Origin of the sequence: Hymenobacter negativus (genome assembly GCF_017571495.1) — a bacterium.
Classification (GTDB): Bacteria; Bacteroidota; Bacteroidia; order Cytophagales; family Hymenobacteraceae; genus Hymenobacter; species Hymenobacter negativus.
Map to the genome: position 1 here is coordinate 68,410 of NZ_JAGETZ010000020.1, position 21,911 is coordinate 90,320.

General features: G+C 53.1%; 18 protein-coding genes. All 18 read right to left on the reverse strand.

What is annotated here, in order from left to right:
- Positions 1 to 18: 18 nt before the first annotated feature.
- A complete protein-coding gene (locus J4E00_RS27130; RefSeq protein WP_236050235.1) occupies positions 19 to 3,885 on the reverse strand; it encodes a sensor histidine kinase in 3,867 nt (1,288 codons plus the stop codon).
- Between the two features lie 151 nt (positions 3,886 to 4,036).
- A complete protein-coding gene (locus J4E00_RS27135) occupies positions 4,037 to 4,435 on the reverse strand; it encodes a DUF983 domain-containing protein (RefSeq protein ID WP_236050238.1) in 399 nt (132 codons plus the stop codon).
- A complete protein-coding gene (locus J4E00_RS27140; RefSeq protein WP_208178492.1) occupies positions 4,435 to 4,695 on the reverse strand; it encodes a hypothetical protein in 261 nt (86 codons plus the stop codon). The genes J4E00_RS27135 and J4E00_RS27140 overlap by 1 nt, the downstream gene beginning before the upstream one ends.
- 37 nt (positions 4,696 to 4,732) lie before the next feature.
- Entirely contained in the window at positions 4,733 to 5,311 is a 579-nt protein-coding gene (locus tag J4E00_RS27145; protein ID WP_208178493.1) for a DUF420 domain-containing protein, read from the reverse strand.
- Positions 5,295 to 5,969 (reverse strand): hypothetical protein, encoded by a 675-nt coding sequence (locus J4E00_RS27150; RefSeq protein WP_208178494.1) that lies wholly within the window; start codon positions 5,967 to 5,969, stop codon positions 5,295 to 5,297. The genes J4E00_RS27145 and J4E00_RS27150 overlap by 17 nt, the downstream gene beginning before the upstream one ends.
- A 3-nt stretch (positions 5,970 to 5,972) precedes the next feature.
- Positions 5,973 to 6,317, reverse strand: a complete 345-nt coding sequence (locus tag J4E00_RS27155; protein WP_208178495.1) for a cytochrome C oxidase subunit IV family protein — start codon at positions 6,315 to 6,317, stop codon at positions 5,973 to 5,975.
- Between the two features lie 87 nt (positions 6,318 to 6,404).
- Positions 6,405 to 7,178, reverse strand: a complete 774-nt coding sequence (locus tag J4E00_RS27160) for a cytochrome c oxidase subunit 3 (RefSeq protein WP_236050239.1) — start codon at positions 7,176 to 7,178, stop codon at positions 6,405 to 6,407.
- 21 nt (positions 7,179 to 7,199) lie between these two features.
- Positions 7,200 to 7,787: a heme-copper oxidase subunit III gene (locus tag J4E00_RS27165; RefSeq protein ID WP_208178496.1), complete on the reverse strand. Its 588-nt coding sequence runs from the start codon at positions 7,785 to 7,787 to the stop codon at positions 7,200 to 7,202.
- Positions 7,788 to 7,892: 105 nt separating this feature from the next.
- On the reverse strand, positions 7,893 to 8,744 hold the full coding sequence (gene cyoE, locus J4E00_RS27170) for a heme o synthase (RefSeq protein ID WP_208178517.1): 852 nt from the start codon (positions 8,742 to 8,744) through the stop codon (positions 7,893 to 7,895).
- Between the two features lie 66 nt (positions 8,745 to 8,810).
- Entirely contained in the window at positions 8,811 to 9,959 is a 1,149-nt protein-coding gene (locus J4E00_RS27175) for a COX15/CtaA family protein (protein ID WP_208178497.1), read from the reverse strand.
- Between the two features lie 136 nt (positions 9,960 to 10,095).
- The gene (locus J4E00_RS27180; protein ID WP_208178498.1) at positions 10,096 to 11,979 is read right to left on the reverse strand and encodes a cbb3-type cytochrome c oxidase subunit I; all 1,884 of its coding nucleotides are present in this window, start codon (positions 11,977 to 11,979) and stop codon (positions 10,096 to 10,098) included.
- A 31-nt stretch (positions 11,980 to 12,010) separates the two neighbouring features.
- On the reverse strand, positions 12,011 to 13,084 hold the full coding sequence (locus J4E00_RS27185) for a cytochrome c oxidase subunit II (RefSeq protein ID WP_208178499.1): 1,074 nt from the start codon (positions 13,082 to 13,084) through the stop codon (positions 12,011 to 12,013).
- A gap of 102 nt (positions 13,085 to 13,186) precedes the next feature.
- Entirely contained in the window at positions 13,187 to 14,509 is a 1,323-nt protein-coding gene (locus tag J4E00_RS27190) for a quinol:cytochrome C oxidoreductase (RefSeq protein WP_213017995.1), read from the reverse strand.
- Between the two features lie 3 nt (positions 14,510 to 14,512).
- The gene (locus J4E00_RS27195) at positions 14,513 to 15,280 is read right to left on the reverse strand and encodes a c-type cytochrome (protein WP_208178500.1); all 768 of its coding nucleotides are present in this window, start codon (positions 15,278 to 15,280) and stop codon (positions 14,513 to 14,515) included.
- Positions 15,280 to 15,807 carry a DUF3341 domain-containing protein gene (locus J4E00_RS27200; RefSeq protein ID WP_208178501.1) on the reverse strand — a complete coding sequence of 176 codons (528 nt, stop codon included), beginning with the start codon at positions 15,805 to 15,807 and terminating at the stop codon, positions 15,280 to 15,282. The genes J4E00_RS27195 and J4E00_RS27200 overlap by 1 nt, the downstream gene beginning before the upstream one ends.
- Positions 15,800 to 17,257, reverse strand: a complete 1,458-nt coding sequence (gene nrfD / locus J4E00_RS27205; RefSeq protein WP_236050241.1) for an NrfD/PsrC family molybdoenzyme membrane anchor subunit — start codon at positions 17,255 to 17,257, stop codon at positions 15,800 to 15,802. Before nrfD ends, J4E00_RS27200 begins: the two co-directional genes overlap by 8 nt.
- A gap of 10 nt (positions 17,258 to 17,267) precedes the next feature.
- Positions 17,268 to 20,327, reverse strand: coding sequence for a TAT-variant-translocated molybdopterin oxidoreductase (locus J4E00_RS27210; RefSeq protein WP_208178502.1), 3,060 nt, complete (start codon positions 20,325 to 20,327; stop codon positions 17,268 to 17,270).
- 100 nt (positions 20,328 to 20,427) lie between these two features.
- Positions 20,428 to 21,765 (reverse strand): cytochrome c3 family protein, encoded by a 1,338-nt coding sequence (locus J4E00_RS27215; RefSeq protein ID WP_208178503.1) that lies wholly within the window; start codon positions 21,763 to 21,765, stop codon positions 20,428 to 20,430.
- Positions 21,766 to 21,911 lie beyond the last annotated feature (146 nt).

Here is a 21,911-nt window from a genome sequence, read left to right on the forward strand (position 1 = left end):
GCAGGTGGAGCAGCAGCTTTATCCGGCCAGCGGCAGCTCAATGAAGAAGTCGGTGCCCTCCCCCACCTTCGTTTCAAACCAGATTTTGCCGCCGGCGCTCTCAATCCCACGCTTGGCTACTGCCAGGCCAATGCCCGAGCCGCTGGCTTTGGTGGTGAAGTTGGGCACAAATACCTTCTCGCGCACTTCCTCGGGAATCCCGCTCCCATTGTCCCGAATAGCCACCCGCACGCCCTTCGCGCCAATGGCTTCCAACGATACATCAATGTGCGGGGCCCGGTCTTCGGGCACCGCTTGGCGGGCATTTATCAGCAGGTTGTTGAAGGTACGTACCAGTAGGTTTTCGTCGGCGAATACGATGTAGCGTCCGGTTTCAACGTCGGGAGGCATGTGCAATTCCAGCGCGCCGTCGTCGGTATCGGGCTGGTGCAGTCCGGCGCAGCGGCGCAGCACAGCAGCCACATCCAGCCGCTCGGGGCGCATGGTGGGCAGGTTGGTGAAGGTGCTGAAGCTGGTGGCAATGTCGCTCAGCACATCAATCTGGGTAATGAGCGTCTGGCTGATGCGGCCAATCAACTCTTCGGCATTGGGCCGGCGTTCGTTGATGGCTTTTTGCAGGAACTGCAGGCTCAGCTTCATGGGCGTGAGCGGATTCTTGATTTCGTGAGCCACCTGCCGGGCCATTTCGCGCCAAGCCGCCTCTTTTTCCTGCGCTGCCAACTCACGCTTACTGGCTTCCAGCTTGGTAAGCATAGCGTTGTACTCGCGCACCAGCAGGCCAATTTCGTCGTCGGAGCTGCGGTAGTCCAGCAGCTCGTTTTCACCGGTGAGGGTAGTCTGGGTGAGCTTTTCGGTGATGAGCTTGAGCGGGGCCGTGAGCTGCCGCGCTGCCAAAAATGCCAGCCCCAGAAACAACAGGAACATCAGCGTGAAAATGTTCAGGATGGTCGTGAACAGCTCGGTCAGTTTGGTATTCAATTCCTTTTCCGAGTCAAAAAATGGAATTCCCACGTAGCCCAAAATTGGCCCGGTCGGCATGGCCATGTCATCGGCAGCATTGGGCTGCCCATCATTAGGGGCTCTCGAAACAGGGTGCTGTAAGGTATGGCCCGCCAAGTCGGCGGCTACCGCTTCGCCCGCCCCAGCCCGCACCGGCAAATACAAAGCATTGAATGACAACGAACCAGCCCGCTCTGTAAGCAGGGCGCGCGGCCGGTTGCGCTCCCGCAACGCCACCATCGCCTGCGGATTCAGCAAGGGCCCCAGCAGCCCGGCATCGAAGATGAGTGGCTGGCTGCTGGCCAACAGCTCGCCGTGCGCGTCGTAGAGGTTAAGGTCGGTTTCGGTTAGGGCAGCCACGGTTTTAGCCAAAGCGGCTAACGTGGGCCGCGCTGTGCTGTCGGACAGCAAATGGCGCTGCCGACGCAAGCTTTCCAGCGCCAGCTGCCCACGCCGCTCGTAGGTGCGAGCCAGGTCGCGCTTGTAGGAGTCGATAAGCTGGCTGGCAGTTGCCACGCTCACCACCAGCAGTGGCACCACAATGCCCACATTTAGCAGCAGCTGAATGCGGGTACTAAAATTGAGCCTCGGCAGCGCCCGTCCCCGTACCAGCAGAAGCAGCCCAGCCAAAAGCAGCCAGAAAAATGCCGACAACAAAAACTGGAATGAGAAATTAGCCAGCCAGTCGCCCAGCGAATAGGTGGCCGTTGTCACCACCGCAATGCGGTCCATTGAGCCGTGTACGGCGAAATGATGAAAATTACGGCGCGTAATGCCGGTGGTATAGAGACGCGGCGTGGTCAGCAATTCGGCTGGCAGGCGGTTGGCGTAATCAAAATCGCCTTCGCTGTATACCAACCGGCCGTGGTTGTAGCCGGCGTAGCTTAACTCGGTAGCCAGGCCCGGCTGAAAAAACTTCTGGTCGACCAGCAACTCCGGCAGCACGCTGTAGGAAGTTAGCTTTTTGAGCGCCAGTTCCACCCTGATAGCGCCCAGCGACAACCCAAAACCGTTCACGCGCTGGCCCGGCACGTTGATATGCGCGACGTAGCGCCGCGAGCCAAACGGGTTGTCGGATTGCATCAGGTACACGCCCGCTTGGTCGGTGGGCGTAGCCAAGCGTTCGGTAACGGCACGGGCCTCATTCAGCCGCGGGGTGCCAGGCGGAGCCCCAATGGGGTCGCCCGCCGCATCATAGAGCATAATGGTGCTCTCGTACTTATCGAAATAGTCACTTAAATACTGCCGGGCAATGCGCTCACGCACCGCCTCAGGCCGCCCGAATGCCGCCGACAACGACCGTCGTACGAAGGGGTCAGCGGCAATGTCCCGCATCCGCTCGCCCAGCAGGAACTCGCCCTGCAGGTCGTTATCAATAAGCAGGTTGCCCGCTAAACGCTGCTTGTCAATCAGCAGCTGCTTCTCGAACTGCCCATAAAGCGCCAGTGCTCCGGTAGCCGAGGTCAGGGCTAGCAGCAACACCACCAGCACCGATGCTTGGTAATTCCCCGTTGCGGGGCTAGGCTTCAGGTTCACCACCCGAACCAATGCCGCAAATAGCAGCAGCACCGCCAGCAGCAGCACCCACGGCTCGCCCAGCGCAAGTCCGCCGGCCAGCACCGGCAGTGCTATCAGCACCGGCGCCAGTAGCAGCATGCGCCGCGGCACAGCTTGCAGCAAGGCTCCCGCCAGCTGCGTTAGGGCAAAGAATCCGGCCAGCCAGGCCGCCGTGTGCAGCAGCACTGCTAGGGCCAGCGTGGCCCATGTCCCGGTTATCTGTAGGTTCCGGGTGATGTCCAGACTAATCTGTGAGCTGCCAAACGCAATGGTGTAGTAAGCGAACAACAGCGCCAGCCAGCCGCAAAATGCGGCACCTATACCAGCCACTGCCAACGCCTGCCCACTCGGCGTACGGGGTGCGCGTACCCGCCCCAGCACATCGAAATGCCGCCACAGCGCTACGCCGCCCGAGGCTAGTAACAACATCAGAAATGCATCCAGTAGCAGGTCGCCCAAGGAAGGGGCCCACCACGCCGCCGCGTACACCTTGGGGTCGAACAATGGCAACTCAATAAACGAGTACGGCAGTCCCAAGTAAAGAAGCACCGCCCGCAGCAGCACCAGCGGTAGCACCAGCGCGCCCACTGCCACGCCTACCCGGCCAGCCCGCCACCACCGCCAAGCCAGCAACAGCCAGCCGGCAGCATAAAGCAAGCTACCCAATCCCAACAGCGCCAACGGCACATATTGCCCCGTAAGCGGGTTGGGCTGAAGCCGCTTTATGGAAAACAGGAAATGCCCATCGGGAGCCTCAAAGCGGGCAGGACCTTTGGTGGCGCTATCGCCTATCACCTCCAGCTCCATTCCTCGGAACAGTGCCTGTTCGCCACCCTCACTCAGGTATCGGTTTTTGATGTCGTAGTGCCGTTCTAGGGGCAAATACGTCAGAATCAAATAGCGGCCCGCCATTCGGCGTAGCTGGATAAACTTTCCTACCGATGTCTCAATCAGGCGCTCCGGGGCCGCTCCAGCTACTTCCGATTCAGGCCGCAGCGTAGCATCGGACCAATAGCGGAGCGTCCCGTTTTCGAGTACACAGGTTGGATAAGTGGTTTGGTCCAGCAGCTTTCGGAAGCTGAAATTGCCGCGCGGCAGTTGGGCGGCTACCGTATCGGCTTCGCGGCGAGCTGTGGCTTCGGCGGTACGTATCAGCTGTTGCAGGCGTCCTATATCGGTGCGTTGCACTACGCCCGGCGCTTGGGCATAGCGGCTGGCTAAGTAACCGCCCACAAAACACAGCACTGCGCCCAGTAACAATAGCCAAGGCAGGCGCCGCCAAGCAGGCGTTTCAATCACCGAAGAAATGGGGTAGCGCTGATGATGCAAACAGCAGGAAATTAAAGTCAGTAATCAGCCGAAGTCGGGTATTTGGCGCACTATAGAAACGGGCCTGGCTTTCGGCGTCCCCGCAAAATCCACGCCTAATAAAAAATGCCGCCCGTAGGCAGCATTTTCAACATTTACAAAGCATTAATAACTAACGATATAAATAGCGCTGGTCGAATCTGGCTCCACCAAAACCATAGAGCATTACGGCGCGCGAGTAGCGAAACAGCAGCGGCGTCACCACCATCACAGCAGCCGCAACGGTGGTTATGTACACCCACATCGGCGGGTCATTCGCAAAGTAATAGAGCAGAAACCCTATCAGCAGCAGAATCCCCGTTGAAAAGCCCGAACTGATATACATGGCTCCATAGTAGAAACCCGGCTCCGGCTCATACGTCTGCCTGCAGATGGGGCATTGAGGTGGCATTTCCACGAAGCTGGTACTCAGCGCCGGGTGCGCAAAGAGCTTGCCCATATGGCAGCGCGGACACCGCAAGTCCAGCAGCGCCAGCCCCGTCGAGGCAATTGCCTTGGTAGGCTGCTCCATTACGCCTTAGCAGCCTTCACTTTGGGGTGCGTACGACGATACCAGAAATAGCCGACTGCACCCATCAGGATGTACGGCACTGTCATCATATATACAATTCCTTTGTTGAGGCCAGCCACATCGTAGTCGTCGCGCTCCTGCCGGGCCGCCTCTACCTGCGACTTACACATCGTGCATTGGGCCCGGGCCGTCAGCGGCGCCAAGCTCAGCATTACACCTAAAAACAGAGTAAAAGCAGCGGCAAAAAGGGTCTTTTTCATAACTAAGGCAACAAGCAAATCTGAGCAAAGTTTCCTACTAGGCAGCGTAGTACGGCGAAATCATGAAATATACGATAACGCCCGTCACCGATACATAAAGCCACACCGGGAAGGTCCATCGGGCAATGGCTTTGTGCTTGGTATACTGCCCCGTGAGGGCAAAGTAAAGGGTAAATAATACCAGTGCCACCGTCACTACAGCCAAGCTGATGTGGGTTAGGAGCAAGAAGAAGTAGATGGCTCGTATCGTTCCTACACCACCAAACTTGGTGCTGTCCACCTGAGAATGATATGCTACATACGACAACAGGAAAAGCCCTCCCAGTGCAAAAGCAGTAGCCATAGCCGTACGGTGCGCCAGCACATTCTTCTGCCTGATAAAGTAGAAGCCAGTCAGCAAGGCTACCGCAGTCAAGGAGTTGAGCACAGCATTAACGGCTGGCAAAGCGTGCAGATAAGGTCCCGCTCCCTGAATTTTGAAAAGGCCTTTATAATAAAACAACACAGCAACCAGTAAGGGAACTACTGTTCCCATCGTAACCATGATGATTTTATACCGGGTATAATCACCGGGTGCCATTACCGGTGGGTGCAATTGTTCAGTGGGGGTGCTCATAATCGTAAAGCTGCACGGTAATTTCCGTGAGTAATCGGTCTATTTCCCGACCATCGGTACCATCATAGATACCGCGCACGCGGCGCTGGTTGTCAATTAATAACAGGCGGCCGGCGGGGATGTTGGCGGCATACTTCGCCTCAGGCAAACGCTTAGGGTCGGCAGTAAGGCGAAACTCGCGCTGGGTGAGCTGCTGAAGAGTATCGGCTGGTCCAGTTAGAAAAAACCACTTGCCAGCGATGGTACCGTACTGCTCCGCCAATCGGGTCAGCGCAATAGGTTGTTCCGGTTGACTATTCAGAACGAAAGTTGCCAGGCGCACTTGCGGCACATGTCGGAACTTCTCCTGCACCCGGAGCAGTTGGCGCGCTACTCTGACGCTGGCTTCATCAGCGCCATAAAACTGGGCGATGTAGAGGCCCTGCCCCAACTCTTTGCTGCTCACCTTTCGGCCAGAAGATGACGAAAGAATGAATGGTGTGATTTGGTGGAAAACAGTATCGCGCTGCCATTTACCAGCGACCTGCGTAGAATCTACGCGGTCGGGCAGGTAAGTTGGCAGCGCGTAACGGTTGGAACCGAAGCGGTAAAGGAATAAAAAGGCCAGTACCGGCACCAATAGCAGCAGCCCCAGCAAAAGGGTTTGGCGGGGCCGCATCCGCTATTTAAACATGCTTTGCAAGACTTCGCCGATGAACGAGCCTTCAGTAATCAGTGCGACCAGCAGCCAAATCAGCAGAGCCACTGGCACCAGAATGGTCCAGATAAGGCCTTTGGTCTCATGTTTCAAGTGCATAAACTCAGCCACGATGAAGAAGGCTTTGAGAATGGTAAGCACAATGAAAATGCTGTTGCGCAGCGTGCTCGGGTGCATCAGGAATACGAATACGAACTCGATGGCCGTAATGGCGACCAGCACGCCAAAAGTTTTCCAAATCCAGCCGGTGTTCGGCTTAGCAATTTCGCCGGGAGCCAGCGTATGTTCAGTGGTTGCGTGAGAAGCCATTTTTTCAGTTTTGAATGTTGAGTGTTAAGGGCTGAATGTTGGCCGAGTCAATAACTCAGCACGAAACATTCGTCATTCAACACCCTTTTAAACAAGGTAGAAGAAGGTGAATACGAACACCCATACCAAGTCTACAAAGTGCCAGTATAGACCGATTTTCTCAATCATCTCATAGTGGCCGCGCTTTTCGAAGGTGCCGTTGGTAGTGGCGATGAAGCACCACACCAGCAGGCAGACACCCGAGAATACGTGCGTGCCATGGAAACCGGTAATGAAGAAGAACAGGTCGGCAAAAAGCACCGGGCCGTATTGGTTCATGGACAGGTTGGCTCCGAAGAACTTAGTGCCGTCAGCCATGATGGTGGGCTCAGCATGGCCATGGATAAAATGCGACCATTCCCAAGCCTGGCTGCACAGGAACGTGGCACCGAAAAGGATGGTCCATAACAGCCACTTCTGCACATCTGCTTTGTCCATGCGGTGGCCAGCTTCAACAGCCAGCACCATTGTTACCGAGCTCAAAATCAGAATCATGGTCATCAGAGCCACGAAACCTAGGGGAACGTTAGCCTCGCCCATACCGGGGAAGGCATTGAATACGTGGTCAGGAATGGGCCACCACCGGGTGCTGAAGAAAAAGTCCTTGGCTTCGCCGGTAAATACCTCGTGCTTATGGCGAATCATGCCATAGGTAGTGAGGAAGGCGGCAAAGGTGAATGCATCAGACAGCAGGAAAAACCACATCATCAGCTTGCCGTAGCTCGCTTTGAAAGGTTCGTTGCCGCCATCCCAGTTGCCGGTGCGCGGGGCGTCGTGGGTAGCGGAAGCAGCGGGATGCTGCAAAGTGGTCGATTGGGCCATAGCGGACAGCGTAACGTCGTTTTAGTGGTTCAAAAGTAAGAACAAATACAGGTACAGCCAAAGCCCGCCCAGGAAGTGCCAGTATAAGGTAGCATTGCCAATAGAGAGCATAGCACGCGAATGCACCTGATAATTAAGGGTCCGCTTGAGCACTACGGCCAGAAAAATAAGCCCCGTAATAAGGTGAAAAGCGTGCACGCCCATAAGAACGTATACGAACGAACCAGAAGGATTGGCGTCAGCACCTCCAAAATAGGTATTGCCCGCCACCAAATCACCAAAGCTGTGGTATTGCCCGACCAAAAAGGCGAAGCCCAACACCAAGGTGATTATTAGGCCCGTTTTCACACGACTGATTTCGTTCTTACGTGCTGAGAAATAAGCCCACTGCATGCTGGCACTGCTCAGCGCAATAAGAATAGAGTTTATCAACAGGGAAACCGGCAGGTCAAATTCACGCCAGTTGCCCTCATCACGCCGCACAATGTAGCCGCTGGTGAAAGCTGCAAACATCATCACAATGCTGAAAATGAGCAGAATGAGCAGCACGCGCTTAGGGTGCCAACCCAATCCTACTTCCTTTTCGGACAGGAGCTCTGAAGGATTCATAAAGCTAGTGGTTAAGTATTAGGAGAAACGGTTAGGATATGGTCAAAGCGTATCAGCACTGCCTCCAGCACTAATCCTTGTCCACTAATACCCAACCATTATTAATCAGATTTTGTCCAGTACCAGCGCAATTTGTACAATGGGCAAGTAAAGGAAAGAAGCAAACATGATGCGCAGGGCTGCCTTGCGCGACTGCGTACGCATAAGCTGTACCGTGAGCAGTAGAAATAACACTCCACATACTACTGCTACCAGTGCCGAAATGCGGCCGGCAATATTGAATTCCAGCGGCAACAGACTAAGGGGAATCAGCAGCAGTGTGTAAGTCATTATCTGGAAGGCCGTGCGCAGGTCGCGGTTGCCAGGTGTCGGCAGCATCTTAAAGCCCGCCCGTTTATAGTCATCATCTGCTACCCAGGCAATGGCCCAGAAGTGCGGGAACTGCCACATAAACTGGATGCCAAACAGCACCCAGGCTTCGACCCCGATATAGCCCGTAGCTGCGACCCAACCAATGAGTGGTGGCAGCCCGCCCGGGATAGCTCCCACAGCGACACAGATGGGCGAAATCGTTTTGAGTGGTGTATAAATGAAGCCGTATAGAATCAGCGATAGCAATGATAGGCCAGCTGTGAGTGGATTGAAGCAATACCACAATAACCCCAAGCCTGCTACTCCTAGTAATACACAAAATACCCAGGCCTCGGCCGTTGAGATAATACCAAGCGGCAGTGGCCGTTTGGCGGTGCGTGTCATCAGCTTATCTAGCTCACGCTCGTGTACCTGGTTTACAATGTTAGCCGAACCTGTCACCAGCAAGCCCCCTAGTAGCACGAGCAACGCACGGCTCCAGCTTAATTCGTGTGCCCCCAGCATGTAGCCAATCGCGCTGGAAAACGCCACCGTGAACGAAAGCCGGAACTTGAGCAGCTGAAAATAGGCGCGGGCCTTCACCATCAATACTTCGTATAGTGTCGTCGTTTGGCTCAACTTAAACAGCCTATTTCAAACGAGGCTGCAAAGTTACGCAACAACCCGCCGGGCGGCATCCGCAGGTGCAATAGTTTCCGGGCTTTTTCTCGCACGTGCCACCGCCAATAGTGTTAGAAACTGGATTCCAAACAAAACAGTGGCTAGCGTGAGATGCACTGGTTGCACAGTGGGCGGCAATGCAAATGAGGCTAAAATGATACCAGCCAGTATTTCCAATCCAATAACGACCATTGTAGCCGTCACTAACCGCTGCAAACGTACCCGTGCGAACTGCCAGAGCTCGTAACTCACGTACACATTCAATAGTAGCACGGCTGCTGACATTGTGCGGTGAATACTGAACACGCTGCCCAATTTGGCAATCCAGGTTTCACGGCTTACATAGCCAGCCGCTGCCGAAACAATATCGACCTGCTCACGCACCTGCGTGCCAAGTATAATCTGCCAGAAGGTAAGCAACAAGGCAGCCCAAAGCCACAATTGCAGACTTACGGCAGGCCGAGGCTGTTCGATAGGATTTACATCGGTTTTTAATGCGAGGTCACTTACTAGGTCAGAAGTATTAGCCCTCCCCCATCGTGTCCGGTCTACTGCGTAGAGTAGCAATGCCACAATCACAAGCGCCAACGCCATATGCACAGTCACCATCACAGGCAGTAGATTGGTTGACACTACAAGCGAACCTAGGTACCCCTGAACCCCAGTAAGTAGAAATGAAGCCAACGCCAGCCAAAAAATAGTGCGGTCGCGACGCCAGTACGGCAGCGCGAAAACAACTGTCAGGAAAACGAATACCCCAATTAATGCGCCCAGCAATCGGTTAACGTATTCAATCCAGGTTTTCACTGGGTTGAAATCTGTTTCGATGTATTGCGTTGGATGAGCAAAAATGCTGCCTGCAACCTGCGCAAAACCCATGCGCTGAAGCGTCCGCGCCAGCTTCTGATTCTTAGCTACACGTTGGGCAGTGTAAATCTCCTTATAGTTAGGTGGTAATTGACTGGCTTGCGTTGGTGGTACCCAACTGCCGAAACACTTGGGCCAGTCAGGACACCCCATTCCACTTCCTGTGCTACGCACTACGCCACCTACCAAAATCAGCAAGTAAACAGCAATTACCGTTAGTATGCCAAATGAACGGAATCGACGCAAAGCAGGATTAATCTGCAAACTTTCCATAGGTTATCTATTCTCATTATTTAATTGAATACCGTATCCTCGTTTCACGTGATATTCAATTAGTCAGTCTGAAATCGTGATAAAAAAGGCGGGCCGCCGATTAGGCGGCCCGCTTCGGGACTCTTCTGACTTCTATTTAGTCAGCTAGTTCCTGCTCATAAGGCAGATTTGACGACTGCGTTTGCGAGTATGGTACGTTCTGAGGAATAAAATCCGTTTCTGCACCAGGCTTGCTATAATCATAGGGCCAACGGTAGACAGCGGGAATTTCACCAGGCCAGTTGCCGTGGCCAGGGATAACCGGCGTCGTCCATTCCAATGTAGTCGAGTTCCAGGGGTTCTGGGTAGCACGGCGACCACGGAAGATGCTGTAGAAGAAGTTAAAGATGAATATGAACTGGCCCAAGAAAGCAAGGATAGCTGCAATCGAAATGAACTTGTTCATATCGGCGAACTGCGAGAAAGCATCAAAGCCAGTCCAAGCATAGTAACGGCGGGGGAAACCGGCGATACCTACATAGTGCATCGGCATAAACACCAAGTACACGCCTGCAAACGTCAACCAGAAGTGGATGTAGCCAAGCTTTTCATCCATCATACGGCCAAACATCTTCGGGAACCAGTGGTAAACGCCGCAGAATAGGCCGAAGAATGCTGAGCTACCCATTACTAAGTGGAAGTGAGCTACCACGAAGTAGGTGTTGTGCATCTGGATATCGAGAGTGGCATTACCCAAGATAATACCCGTTAGACCACCCGAGATAAACAACGATACGAAGCCTATAGCGAATAACATAGCTGCGGTGAAACGGATGTTACCGCGCCACAGAGTTGCCAGCCAGTTAAACACCTTCACACCCGAAGGCACAGCAATAATCAGTGTCAGGAACATGAAGACTGAACCAAGGAATGGGTTCATACCTGTCACGAACATATGGTGAGCCCATACGACGAACGACAGTAGCGAGATACCAATCAGTGAACCAATCATAGCGCGGTAGCCGAAGATGGGCTTACGAGCATTCGTAGCCAGTACTTCTGATACCATACCCATAGCCGGCATGATTACAATGTACACTTCGGGGTGACCCAAGAACCAGAACAAGTGTTGGAACAGAACGGGAGAACCGCCCTGGTTGCTTAAGGCCTGACCAGCAATGTAGATATCCGAGAGGAAGAATGAGGTGCCAAACGAACGGTCAAAGACCAGCAGCAAAGCAGCCGAGAATAGAACCGGGAACGACAGAATACCAAGGATAGCAGTCAGAAAGAAAGCCCAGATGGTGAGCGGCAGTTTGCTCATGCTCATGCCACGGGTACGCAGGTTGATGACCGTCGTTACGTAGTTAACACCACCCAAGAGCTGCGACACGATGAAGAATACCATGCTCACCAACCAGAGGGTCATGCCCGCACCTGAACCAGGGATAGCCTGCGGCAAGGCGCTCAAAGGAGGGTAGATTGTCCAGCCAGCAGCAGCAGGGCCGGTTTCGATGAACAACGACGAGAACATGATGAGACCCGACAGGAAGAAAAACCAGTACGAGAGCATGTTCATAAAGCCTGAAGCCATGTCGCGGGCACCTACCTGCAAAGGAATCAGGAAGTTTGAAAACGTACCTGACAAACCAGCCGTTAGCACGAAGAATACCATGATGGTGCCGTGCATCGTAACCAGTGCCAGATAGAATTCGGGGTTAAGCTTACCAGCCTGAATCCAACCGCCGAGGAAAGGCTTCAGCCATTCCAATGAGCTTTCGGGCCAGCCGAGTTGTAAACGGAACAAGCTGGAGAGCGTGCCACCTAGAATAGCCCAGAAGATACCTGTAATCAGGAATTGCTTGGCAATTACTTTATGGTCTTGGCTGAACACGTACTTCCACAGCCAATGTTGGTCATGGTGGTCATGTTCGTGGTCGTCGTGATGCAGGTGGTCACCGTGTTCGGTGGCCGGCACCGGGGCGGTACCAATACCGCCCTGCGCTTGCACGTCGGGCGAAAGATTGGGCTTGGGTGTCATATCTGACATAGCGGGATACCGTTAGATGTTATTAGTTAGAAGCTGCCAAAGGCATGGGGGCTGCCTCTTTCTCTTCGGCAGCAGCCGCTACGGGTACAACCATCGTTTTAGCTTTCTGTTTGAAGGCAGCTAAAACGTCAGGATTCTTCTGCGAGAAAGATTGTTGCGACGCGTACCAGTTCTGGTAATCGTCTGGTTCATCTACAATAACAGTTGCCTTCATGGCGAAGTGGCTACCACCACACAACTGATTGCAGGCTAGCTCGTAGTTAAACTTGGGATTACCCAGCTTAGCACGCATTTCATCAGTAGAAATGGTTGGCGTAAACCAGAAGCGGGTTGGCATACCTGGCACAGCATACATCTGCACGCGGAAATGCGGCATATAGACAGCGTGTAATACGTCGCGCGAACGAATCTTAATCAAGACCGGTACACCCTTAGGAATGTGAATTTCATTGGTAGTGAAGTCATCCAGAGCTGATTTATCGCTGAGGTCGAAACCAAACTCGTTGACAGCATCAATCATGCGGTAATTCACTACACCAAGCTTCATATCGCGGCCAGGGTAGCGAACCAACCAGTTAAACTGCTTGCCCATTACTTCCAACACTACCGATTCTTTAGGAGCCGGGCCGGTGATGCGAGTCCATGCCTTCCAGCCAGCAAAAATCAGCGAAGCCATCACGATAGCAGGAATAATCGTCCAAACAACCTCAATTGTATTGTTGTGCGAGAAGAAGTAAGCGCGACGGCCTTCCTTGTGCTGATACTTGTAGGCGTATATAAAAAGCAATGCTTGAGTGATGACGAATGCAACACCAATTACTGCCATGGTAGTCCAGAACATGGTTTCCATCTTGTGGCCGTGTACGGACGCAATTGGAGGATTCATCTTGTTGAAATTTTCAACAAACGAATAGGCAAACCAAGCACCACCACCAATCAGAAACACCAGCATCAGTACAGCATTCACGCTGTTGCTCATGCCAATGTCGCGGGTGAAAGTGCCCGAAAAAATAGAAGTAAAAATTTGTAGGCGGAACAGCAGGCCGAACACGACCAACAGCAACACCAACACCAGCAAAATGGTCAGAGCAGTCATTTGTTAGATATTAGAGTCGAGAGCTTAGAGCTTAGAACCCGGTAAAGACCTCAGACCAAAGCAGCCAGAGTTCTGAGTTCTAAAGTCTCAGTTCTAAATAAATTAAGTAGTGTGATGAATGCTTTCGTCCAGGAAGGGGTGGTTAACCGGAACGAGCGAAGCCGAGGCCAGACGGCGCGTGAATAGAATCAGGAAAGCGCCAAGGAAAATGGCTGCGATGCCAATCTCAATCAAGAACCCATTTTCACCACGCAAAGTTGCTGGCATGAGCATCAAATAGAAGTCGGACCAGTGACCGCACAGAATGGCAATGGCCACAATCTTCATAATAATCATCTGGCGTTTCGCATCGCGTGTCATCAGGCCCAAGAAAGGGAACACGAAGTTGATTGCAATGTTGAAATAGAACAACCCAGTGTAACGCCCTTCAAAGCCCCCCAAACGCTGGTTGTAGTATACCGCTTCTTCGGGAAGGTTTGCATACCAAATGAGCATGAACTGAGCAAACCATACATAAGTCCAGAAGATGCTGAAACCAAACATCAGCTTACCTAAATCGTGAAGATGGTTAGAGCTTAAGCCCTTTAGGTAGCCCGCTTGCTTCAAGAAAATGGCTGTGAGTGCAATTGCAGCAATGCCAGACACCCACCACGAAGCGAATACATACCAGCCAAACATGGTGCTGAACCAGTGCGTGTCAACCGACATCACCCAATCCCAAGCAGCCATAGAAGAGGTTACGGCATACAGAACGAGGAACAGTGCCGAAGCTGTGATGCTCTTGTGAAACCAGTAAGTGCCACCGTTCAAATCTTCCTGCAACGAAAGTTGACGCAGCTTCCAGCTGAAAGCGCCCCAAATAACCAAGTAGCTCACCATGCGGATAACGTAGAAAGGCAGGTTCAGGAAGCCACTCTTGCCAGCGATAATTTCATCATAATGCGGGTTGGGCTTGCCGTTCACCAGTTTATCCATGATGCCATCATGTGTCCAATGAAAAATATCGTGACGGCCAATGAAGAAGACGAGAAGCATTATCACACCGCCAGGAATTACCCAAGCGCTAAGTGCTTCAGAAATCCGCTTTACCATTACCGACCAGCCAGCGTAAGCCACGTAGTTAATAGCCATGAACACTGTACCGATAGTAGATACCCCAAGGAAGAACAAGTTGCTATGCCACAAGCTCACCAAAATGCGCTTTATGAGTACAGAGCTACCCTCTTCATGAGCAGCACCATGGGCTGCGGCAGCATGACCAGCTGCTTCGTGGTGTTCAGCACCCCAGCCTAACACCTGAGCTAGGATACCAAGAACGAGAACTACTACCCCGGCGACGATGATAGTAATGAAAGTTTTACGGGCGCCATCCGTAACAACGAGCTGTTCAGCCGTGGCGCTTTCGTGATGCGTCAGAGTTGCCATAGGTTATTTGTTGCCAGGAATGTGGGTCACGCCAGAACCATTGGGAGAAACGGCACCACCTTGGCCCGGGGTTTCGGATGCTTTATCCGCTTGTGCCTGCTCTACTGGGCCTTGGTTGCTGCGGTCAGTCATTTCGGTAGAGTCGTTGGCCGTAGTAGTCGGTCCCTTAGCTACCAGTTTGCTCAGTGCATCGGGGCCTTCGCCACGTTGCAGCACACGCACGTACATGGCGATTTTCCAACGCTCTTCGGGGTTTACCTGCGAGCCATGCGGCATCATACGGTTCCGTCCCCATTCGATGACGTGATAGATGTGTCCATCATTCATCGTCTTGTATGCACCTGCTGAATAGTTAGGTACACCTTTGAATTTCAAACCAACAGGGCCTTGACCATCCCCAGCTTCGCCATGGCAATGCGAGCAAATACGGGTGTAAAGCACTTTGCCTTCCTCCAAATTTGCCTTAGTATAGGCATAAGGATTATGCAGAAGACGCTCAGCCATCCGAACACTGTCTTTCGGAATATGGTCATAATAGTTCAGTTTGCCACGGGGCACTGTACCATTAGCAGGAGTGCGTTGGTTAATACCGAATGAGTTTACGGTATTAAACGAGGTTTGGCGCAGGGGCTCATATGGAATCGACTCGTACATCTCCGGGGCATATTCCACACCGGGGTCGTTTCCGTCGTGGGTACAAGCCGTGGTAGCCAGCCCGAGGGACAGTAGCAGCGCCGAAACGCGCAGGCTCAAGTTCAGCGGATGCGTCATTAGTTCTTGGTCATTTCTTTTTGGTTGACTTCTGATGCACCATTTTCACGGAGCAACTGGGTCAGCCGAGGCAATTGCGAGCTGGTCTCATCCAGTTCAATGGCCATTACAAACTTGTCATCAGTAGCTCGCACATCCATTACCGGCACCTTAAAGCGAGGGTACAAGCCCGTGATGGTGAAGAATGTGATGGCCATACCATGACAGGTAAAAAATACCGTCAATTCGAAGGCAACCGGCACGAAAGCGGGCAGCGCGATATGCGGCTTACCACCAATAATCATCGGCCAGTCGAAGCCCAGCATGTAAATCTGCATCCACAGCGCGAAGGACAAACCCGTAAGGCCGAAAAAGAAGGCCGCGATAGGGAGCCGCGAGCGTTCAATCCCAAGGGCGTCGTCGATGCCGTGTACCGGATAAGGGGAAAACACGTCGTATACCTTCACACCCGCTGCGCGAATGTTATCAATGGCGTGCAGCAGCACGTCTTCGTCATCAAAGATGCCGAGGGCAAAGCGCTTAGTCATGCTTATTATAAGTTACGGGTGCCGAAGCAGGGGCTCCGTGGGTGGCAGGGTGATGAGCGTGAGCGGCGTGAGCCTTCTCGGGATTATAAGTCGGACCGTTATCAACGGTGTACTTCAGGATGGTTTTCACTTCGGCCATGTTAATCACAGGGAAGAACTTGGCGAAGAGCAGGAACAAAGTGAAGAACAGACCGAGGGTACCAACATAGATGCCGATATCGATGATTGAAGGCGAGAACATGGCCCAGCTCGATGGCAGGTAGTCGCGGTGCAGTGAGGTAACAATGATTACAAAGCGCTCAAACCACATCCCGATGTTCACAATAATGGACAAGATGAAAGTCAGCGGAATGCTGTAACGCACGCGACGGAACCACACCAGCTGTGGCGTAATCACGTTGCAGGTCATCATGGAAGCGTAAGCCCACCAGTAAGGACCAGTTGCGCGGTTGATAAACGCGTAGCCCTCAAACTCAACCTGTGAGTACCAAGCAATAAAGAACTCCGTGATATAAGCTACACCCACGATGGAGCCGGTTACCATCATGATTTTGTTCATCAGTGCAATGTGCTCCAGTGTGATGTAATCTTCGAGGCGGAACACCACGCGGGTAATCAGCATCAGGGTAAGCACCATAGCGAAACCTGAGAAGATAGCACCGGCCACGAAGTAGGGCGGGAAGATGGTAGTGTGCCAACCCGGAACTACTGAGGTTGCAAAGTCCATCGATACAATAGTGTGTACCGAGAGTACCAGCGGAGTCGAAACACCGGCCAGAATCAGCGAAACAGTTTCGTAGCGCGACCATGCTTTAGCCGAACCTTTCCAGCCGAAGCTCAGCATGGAATAGCTGAAACGAGCAATAGGCCCCTTGGCACGGTCACGAATCGAAGCAAAGTCCGGAATCAGACCGATATACCAGAATACCAGTGATACCGTGAAGTAAGTTGAGATAGCGAATACGTCCCAGAGCAGTGGTGAATTGAAGTTAGCCCACAGCGAGCCCAGCGTATTTTGCAAGGGAAAAACGTAGAATGCCAACCACGGACGGCCCATGTGCAATACTGGGAACATAGCTGCACAGATTACGGCGAAGATGGTCATTGCCTCGGCGGCGCGGTTGATGGAGCTCCGCCATTTCTGACGGAACAACAACAGTACAGCCGAAATCAGAGTGCCGGCGTGGCCGATACCTACCCACCATACGAAGTTGGTGATATCCCAAGCCCAGTTTACGGTTTTATTCAAACCCCACTCCCCGATGCCGTACCAGAGAGTACGGTACACAGAGTAGAAGAATATCCCCAGGAAAAACAGGGCCACACTCAGGGCCGCCATCCAACGCAGGTTGGGTTTGGCTTCGACCTGATAGCAGATGTCTTGCGTGACGTCGTGTAACGTCTTACCGCCGGTTACGAGCGGCTCGCGTAATGCTGATACGTGCTGCATAGGAGGATAATTAAGCTTTTTCTTCTACTTCGGGGGCAAAGAACTCCGACTCGGAATTACGAATCTTCGTCAGATAGGTCACGTTCGGCTGCACGTTGATGGAGGCGAGCGAGTGGAAAGCACGCTCACCATCCTCACGACGTAGGAGCTTGCTGATGCGGCTATTGGGGTCCTTCATGTCACCGAACACGATGGCTTCGGTGGGGCACGACTGGGCGCAGGCGGTTACAATCTCACCATCCATCGGACGGCGCTTCTGCTTCTTGGCTTCAAGTTTACCGAGCTGGATGCGCTGCACGCAGAACGAACACTTCTCCATTACGCCGCGGGCACGAACAGTTACGTCTGGGTTCAGCACCATGCGACCTAAGTCGGTAAACATGTGGCCGTTCACGATTTCGAACTTATCGTTCGAGTAGTACGAGAACCAGTTGAAGCGACGAACCTTATATGGGCAGTTGTTAGCGCAATAGCGGGTACCGATGCAACGGTTGTAGGTCATCTGGTTCAGACCTTCCGTGCTATGCGTGGTTGCCAGTACCGGACACACCGTTTCGCAAGGCGCGTGGTTGCAGTGCTGGCACATCATTGGCTGGTGAATCACCTGCGGATTTTCCGAAGGGTCCTCCATGGCAGCATAAGTCGAGAGCTTGCCTTTCGTTTCGAAAGAATCCTTGTGCGTATCTGAGCTATAGTAGCGGTCGATACGCATCCAATGCATCTCGCGGCGGTTAATTACCTGCTGCTTGCCCACTACGGCGATATTATTCTCAGTCTGGCAACCTACTACGCACGAGCCACAGCCAATGCAGGAGTTGAGGTCCACCGCCATACCCCAGTGGTGGTTGTTATACTGATAATCCTGCCAAAGCGACACCTTTTCGGGAGCCTCTAGACCATCAGGCGTAGAAATCTTCTCGTATTCAGTTACCTTCTTCGGGTCCTTCTTGTAATTGGCCAGCGAATTCTCCTGTACTACTGGACGACGGTCCATCAGCGTCTGGTGCGTTTGAGTCTGCGCGATGGGCGACGTCGAACTGGTCTTTTCGAGGGTCACGGTATTCATGTACTGAATACCGTTTGTCGTCATGGCCAGCGGAGCAGCATTCTCTCCTACTTTGTCGCCAGCCTTACCAGCTAGGGTACGGCCATAGCCAAGAGCAATACCTACCGTACCATTGGCTTGGCCAGGTTGAATCAGCACAGGCAGTTCGATGCTGTAACCGTTAGCAGTTACTTTAACAACATCATTCTGCTCCCACTTCTTGGCAACAGCCATTGCGTGGGGCACAGCAATATAGTTACCCCAGGTTGCTTTCGAAATTGGGTCGGGCAACTCTTGGAGGAAGGGGTTATTGGCTCCGCAACCATCAGCACTCAATCCTACCTTCTCGTAGAGAGCCAGTTCGATAGTATCGGACGGCTTAGCAGCACCGCTGAGTTGTGAGGCAGCAGCGGCAGCGCTCATCGGTGTCATCGCCGTAGCAGTGGGGAGGGCAGTGCCGGTGGCCACGCCATCATGCACCACTTTGTCCCAGGCGGCATCAGTCGGAGTGATGCCGCGCCAGTTGGCACGCAGGTATTTGTAGTAGGTTGTGTTGTTTCCAGCCCATTTCAGCAAACTCTCCTGAGCTTGGCGGGTGGTAAACAGCGGCGTGATTACCGGTTGTGAAAGGCTGAGATAGCCAGCTTTAGGCTCGAAATCGTTCCACGACTCTAGCCAATGGTTGTCGGGAGCGGCGTATTGGCAGAGGCTACCGGTCTCGTCCAGACGGTCGTTGAGCGAGATGGTTAGGGGCACCTTGGCAATGCCCGACTTCACTTTGCTACCCAGTGGGTGGTTGAACACCGGGTTGGCATTGTAGAAAATCACAGCGCCCACGCTGCCGTTGTTCATGTCATTTACCAAAGCCGCCATGCGGGCGTCGTCACCTTGGCGTACGTTGCTTTGAGCAGCGCTGATAGTAGTACCAGCATTGCCCAGTGCTTGGTTGATAGCCGTTACCAAAGCTTGCACAGCGGGGTCGTTCGAACCCGACACCACAAGACCAGTGCTCCCACTGTTTTTCAGTTCCTGCGCAGCCGTCTGCAGCTTGGCATTACGGGGGTCTGATTTACCACCAGCTTCTTTGGCGGAAAAAACCTCTCCTATAGCCGTGCCATTCACAACAAAGTTGTAGATAGCTAACGTAGTAGCAGCTAGCTCTGAGGGCTTAATCGGGACGCGCACATCGGCATTAGTGCCGGTGAGTGACATTGCCGTTTCGAACTGGAAGTGGCGCGACATGGTGCGCTTATCCGTGCTCACCTTACGATTCACCACATACTGTCTAGCGTATTCAACCGGCGAAATCCAGGTACCGAGGAAATCAGCGCCGAGGCTTACAATTACGTTCGCTTTGCTGAAATCATACCCAGGGACCACGCCGCTGTTAGCTTGCAACAGGCCGGTAGCCGATTGCGCATCGTACATAACGTGCGTGGTGCTGGGGTAGCGAGCAGCAAATTCGGCAATAGCCTTTTTCGTGCTGGGGCTAATGATTGTTGGCGATACGATGGCAATGCGACCGGTAGTAGCCGCCAGCTTAGAGCGGATTTCCTGGTCTACCTGCTTCACATCAGCCTTCTGGCCTTTTATAGCGAAGTTTTGCAAACGACCACCATCATACAGGCTCAGCACTGCAGCCTGCGCGCGGGCCGACAGGCCGCCTCTGGTAATTGGCGACTCCGGGTTGCCTTCCAGCTTAATCGGCCGACCATCGCGGGCTTTCACCAGCACGGCGTTGTAGTCGGAACCCGTGAAATAAGTAGAAGCGTAGAAGTTGGAGATAGATGGGTCAACCTCCTCCGGCTTATTGAGGTAAGGAATCGCCTTCCTCACTGGCGTTTCGCACGACGCCAGCACGGCGGCACCTACGCCGAAACCCATTAGTTTGAGGAAATCGCGACGGGGAGCCGAAGTAGCATCATTGCTCTCGTGGCTTTCCTTGACCGGCATGAACTCAGCGAAGGCTGATTGCATGAACTCTGGAGCGCTTTCCAGTTCCTCAATTCCTTTCCAGTACTTCATTTGAAATGGTAATCAGTAATCAGTATTGGGTAGTCAGTAGTCAATAACCAGTAGTCGCAATACTGACTACCCAGTACTGACTACTACAATCAATTTTAGCTTAGTAGTGGCACTTCGAGCACTCGGTACCGCCGTTCGACGATACAGTGAAAGGGGCACCAGCATTTTTGGTATCGTGCAGCTTCACGAGGTTGTCGTAGTACTTGTTATCCTTAGTGTTGAGGGGCATCTCGCGGTGGCAGTTGATGCACCAGCCCATCGTTAGGGCCGAATACTGGTATACCACTTCCATGTTCTGGATGGGGCCGTGGCAGGTCTGGCATTGGAGGCCAGCTACCTGCGTGTGCTGCGAGTGGTTGAAGTAAGCCAGGTCGGGCAGGTTGTGGATACGCACCCACTGAATGGGCTGCTTGCGCTCGATAGCGCGGTAGATTTTCTTGATTTCGGGCGACTCCGTCTTAATCTGCGAGTGGCAGTTCATACAGATGTTGGCCGAAGGAATGTTGGCCGACTTGCTCTTATAAACCGAGGTGTGGCAGTAGGCGCAGTTAATCTGGTGTTCGCCGGCGTGCAGCTTATGCGAGAAGGCAATGGGCTGCGTTGGCTGATAACCCTGTGTCAGGCCCACTGCCATTACACTTTGCACGCCTTCATAAAGTAAAACAAGGGCGAAAACCGTCCCTACAATACCGCGCATCACGGGCGAGCGGTAGAACTTGCTCCAATCGAAGCGCTGCTCCAAGATTTCAACGTCGCGGCCGTCGAGGTCTTTGCGGCCACGTAGTACGTCTTTCATCAGATTACCAATGATAACCAGCGTTACCACCAGCACAATCAGCACAACGACGAGGACGATGAGGAGGATGTCAACGTATTTACCAGCACCTTCTTCAGCGCCACTAGTACCAGCATTTGCATCTTTTCCGTCTGTTCCAGCAGCATTCTTTGCTGTTACACCACCACCAACTGGCCCACCTTCTTGCGAAGTCACATAAGCTATAATGGAAGTGATTTCCTTGTCCGACAGGGCGAAGGAAGGCATCTGCTGCTTATTAAACTTATTGAACAGCGCCACAGCATAATCGTCGCCGCTGGCCACCACTTTGCTGGAGTTCTTTACCCATGGAATAAGCCAAGAAATAGGACGGCGCTTGGAGATACCAGCCAGAGCCGGTCCAACAACTTGCTCGTTCACGGCGTGGCACTGGGCACAGTTGCCTTTGAAGAGCGCATCTCCAGCAGCAATAGCGGCGGCATCACCGCCACCAGCGGCAGGAGCAGCAGCAGTTGCCGGGGTGGCAGCTGCAGTAGCACCAGGGGCTACCCCTTCTTTTTTGGCATCGGCGGTTGCTTGCGCGGCGGTTTGCTGGATACCGGCAAACGTGAGCACAAGCGCCAGCAACAGATGAGGTAACGAACGTAGTCGAATGCTATTCATACGAAAATAGACGGTAAAACGAAACGCTAGGGGCATTTCAAGGCCACAAATGTAGGTCAGGAATCGTAGGCGGCAAAAAGCAGGAAGGCATTTTTGGCCGTTGTAAAGGCTTCCTAAGCTTATTTAGAATCATCCTAAATAGCAAC

What these genes read in the sequence shown, in the direction of transcription:
- J4E00_RS27135 (WP_236050238.1), bottom strand. Translation starts at nt 4,435, where the DNA reads ATGGAGCAGCCTACCAAGGCAATTGCCTCGACGGGGCTGGCGCTGCTG.
- J4E00_RS27140 (WP_208178492.1), bottom strand. Translation starts at nt 4,695, where the DNA reads ATGAAAAAGACCCTTTTTGCCGCTGCTTTTACTCTGTTTTTAGGTGTA.
- J4E00_RS27145 (WP_208178493.1), bottom strand. Translation starts at nt 5,311, where the DNA reads ATGAGCACCCCCACTGAACAATTGCACCCACCGGTAATGGCACCCGGT.
- J4E00_RS27150 (WP_208178494.1), bottom strand. Translation starts at nt 5,969, where the DNA reads ATGCGGCCCCGCCAAACCCTTTTGCTGGGGCTGCTGCTATTGGTGCCG.
- J4E00_RS27155 (WP_208178495.1), bottom strand. Translation starts at nt 6,317, where the DNA reads ATGGCTTCTCACGCAACCACTGAACATACGCTGGCTCCCGGCGAAATT.
- J4E00_RS27160 (WP_236050239.1), bottom strand. Translation starts at nt 7,178, where the DNA reads ATGGCCCAATCGACCACTTTGCAGCATCCCGCTGCTTCCGCTACCCAC.
- J4E00_RS27165 (WP_208178496.1), bottom strand. Translation starts at nt 7,787, where the DNA reads ATGAATCCTTCAGAGCTCCTGTCCGAAAAGGAAGTAGGATTGGGTTGG.
- cyoE (WP_208178517.1), bottom strand. Translation starts at nt 8,744, where the DNA reads ATGGTGAAGGCCCGCGCCTATTTTCAGCTGCTCAAGTTCCGGCTTTCG.
- J4E00_RS27175 (WP_208178497.1), bottom strand. Translation starts at nt 9,959, where the DNA reads ATGGAAAGTTTGCAGATTAATCCTGCTTTGCGTCGATTCCGTTCATTT.
- J4E00_RS27180 (WP_208178498.1), bottom strand. Translation starts at nt 11,979, where the DNA reads ATGACACCCAAGCCCAATCTTTCGCCCGACGTGCAAGCGCAGGGCGGT.
- J4E00_RS27185 (WP_208178499.1), bottom strand. Translation starts at nt 13,084, where the DNA reads ATGACTGCTCTGACCATTTTGCTGGTGTTGGTGTTGCTGTTGGTCGTG.
- J4E00_RS27190 (WP_213017995.1), bottom strand. Translation starts at nt 14,509, where the DNA reads ATGGCAACTCTGACGCATCACGAAAGCGCCACGGCTGAACAGCTCGTT.
- J4E00_RS27195 (WP_208178500.1), bottom strand. Translation starts at nt 15,280, where the DNA reads ATGACGCATCCGCTGAACTTGAGCCTGCGCGTTTCGGCGCTGCTACTG.
- J4E00_RS27200 (WP_208178501.1), bottom strand. Translation starts at nt 15,807, where the DNA reads ATGACTAAGCGCTTTGCCCTCGGCATCTTTGATGACGAAGACGTGCTG.
- nrfD (WP_236050241.1), bottom strand. Translation starts at nt 17,257, where the DNA reads ATGCAGCACGTATCAGCATTACGCGAGCCGCTCGTAACCGGCGGTAAG.
- J4E00_RS27210 (WP_208178502.1), bottom strand. Translation starts at nt 20,327, where the DNA reads ATGAAGTACTGGAAAGGAATTGAGGAACTGGAAAGCGCTCCAGAGTTC.
- J4E00_RS27215 (WP_208178503.1), bottom strand. Translation starts at nt 21,765, where the DNA reads ATGAATAGCATTCGACTACGTTCGTTACCTCATCTGTTGCTGGCGCTT.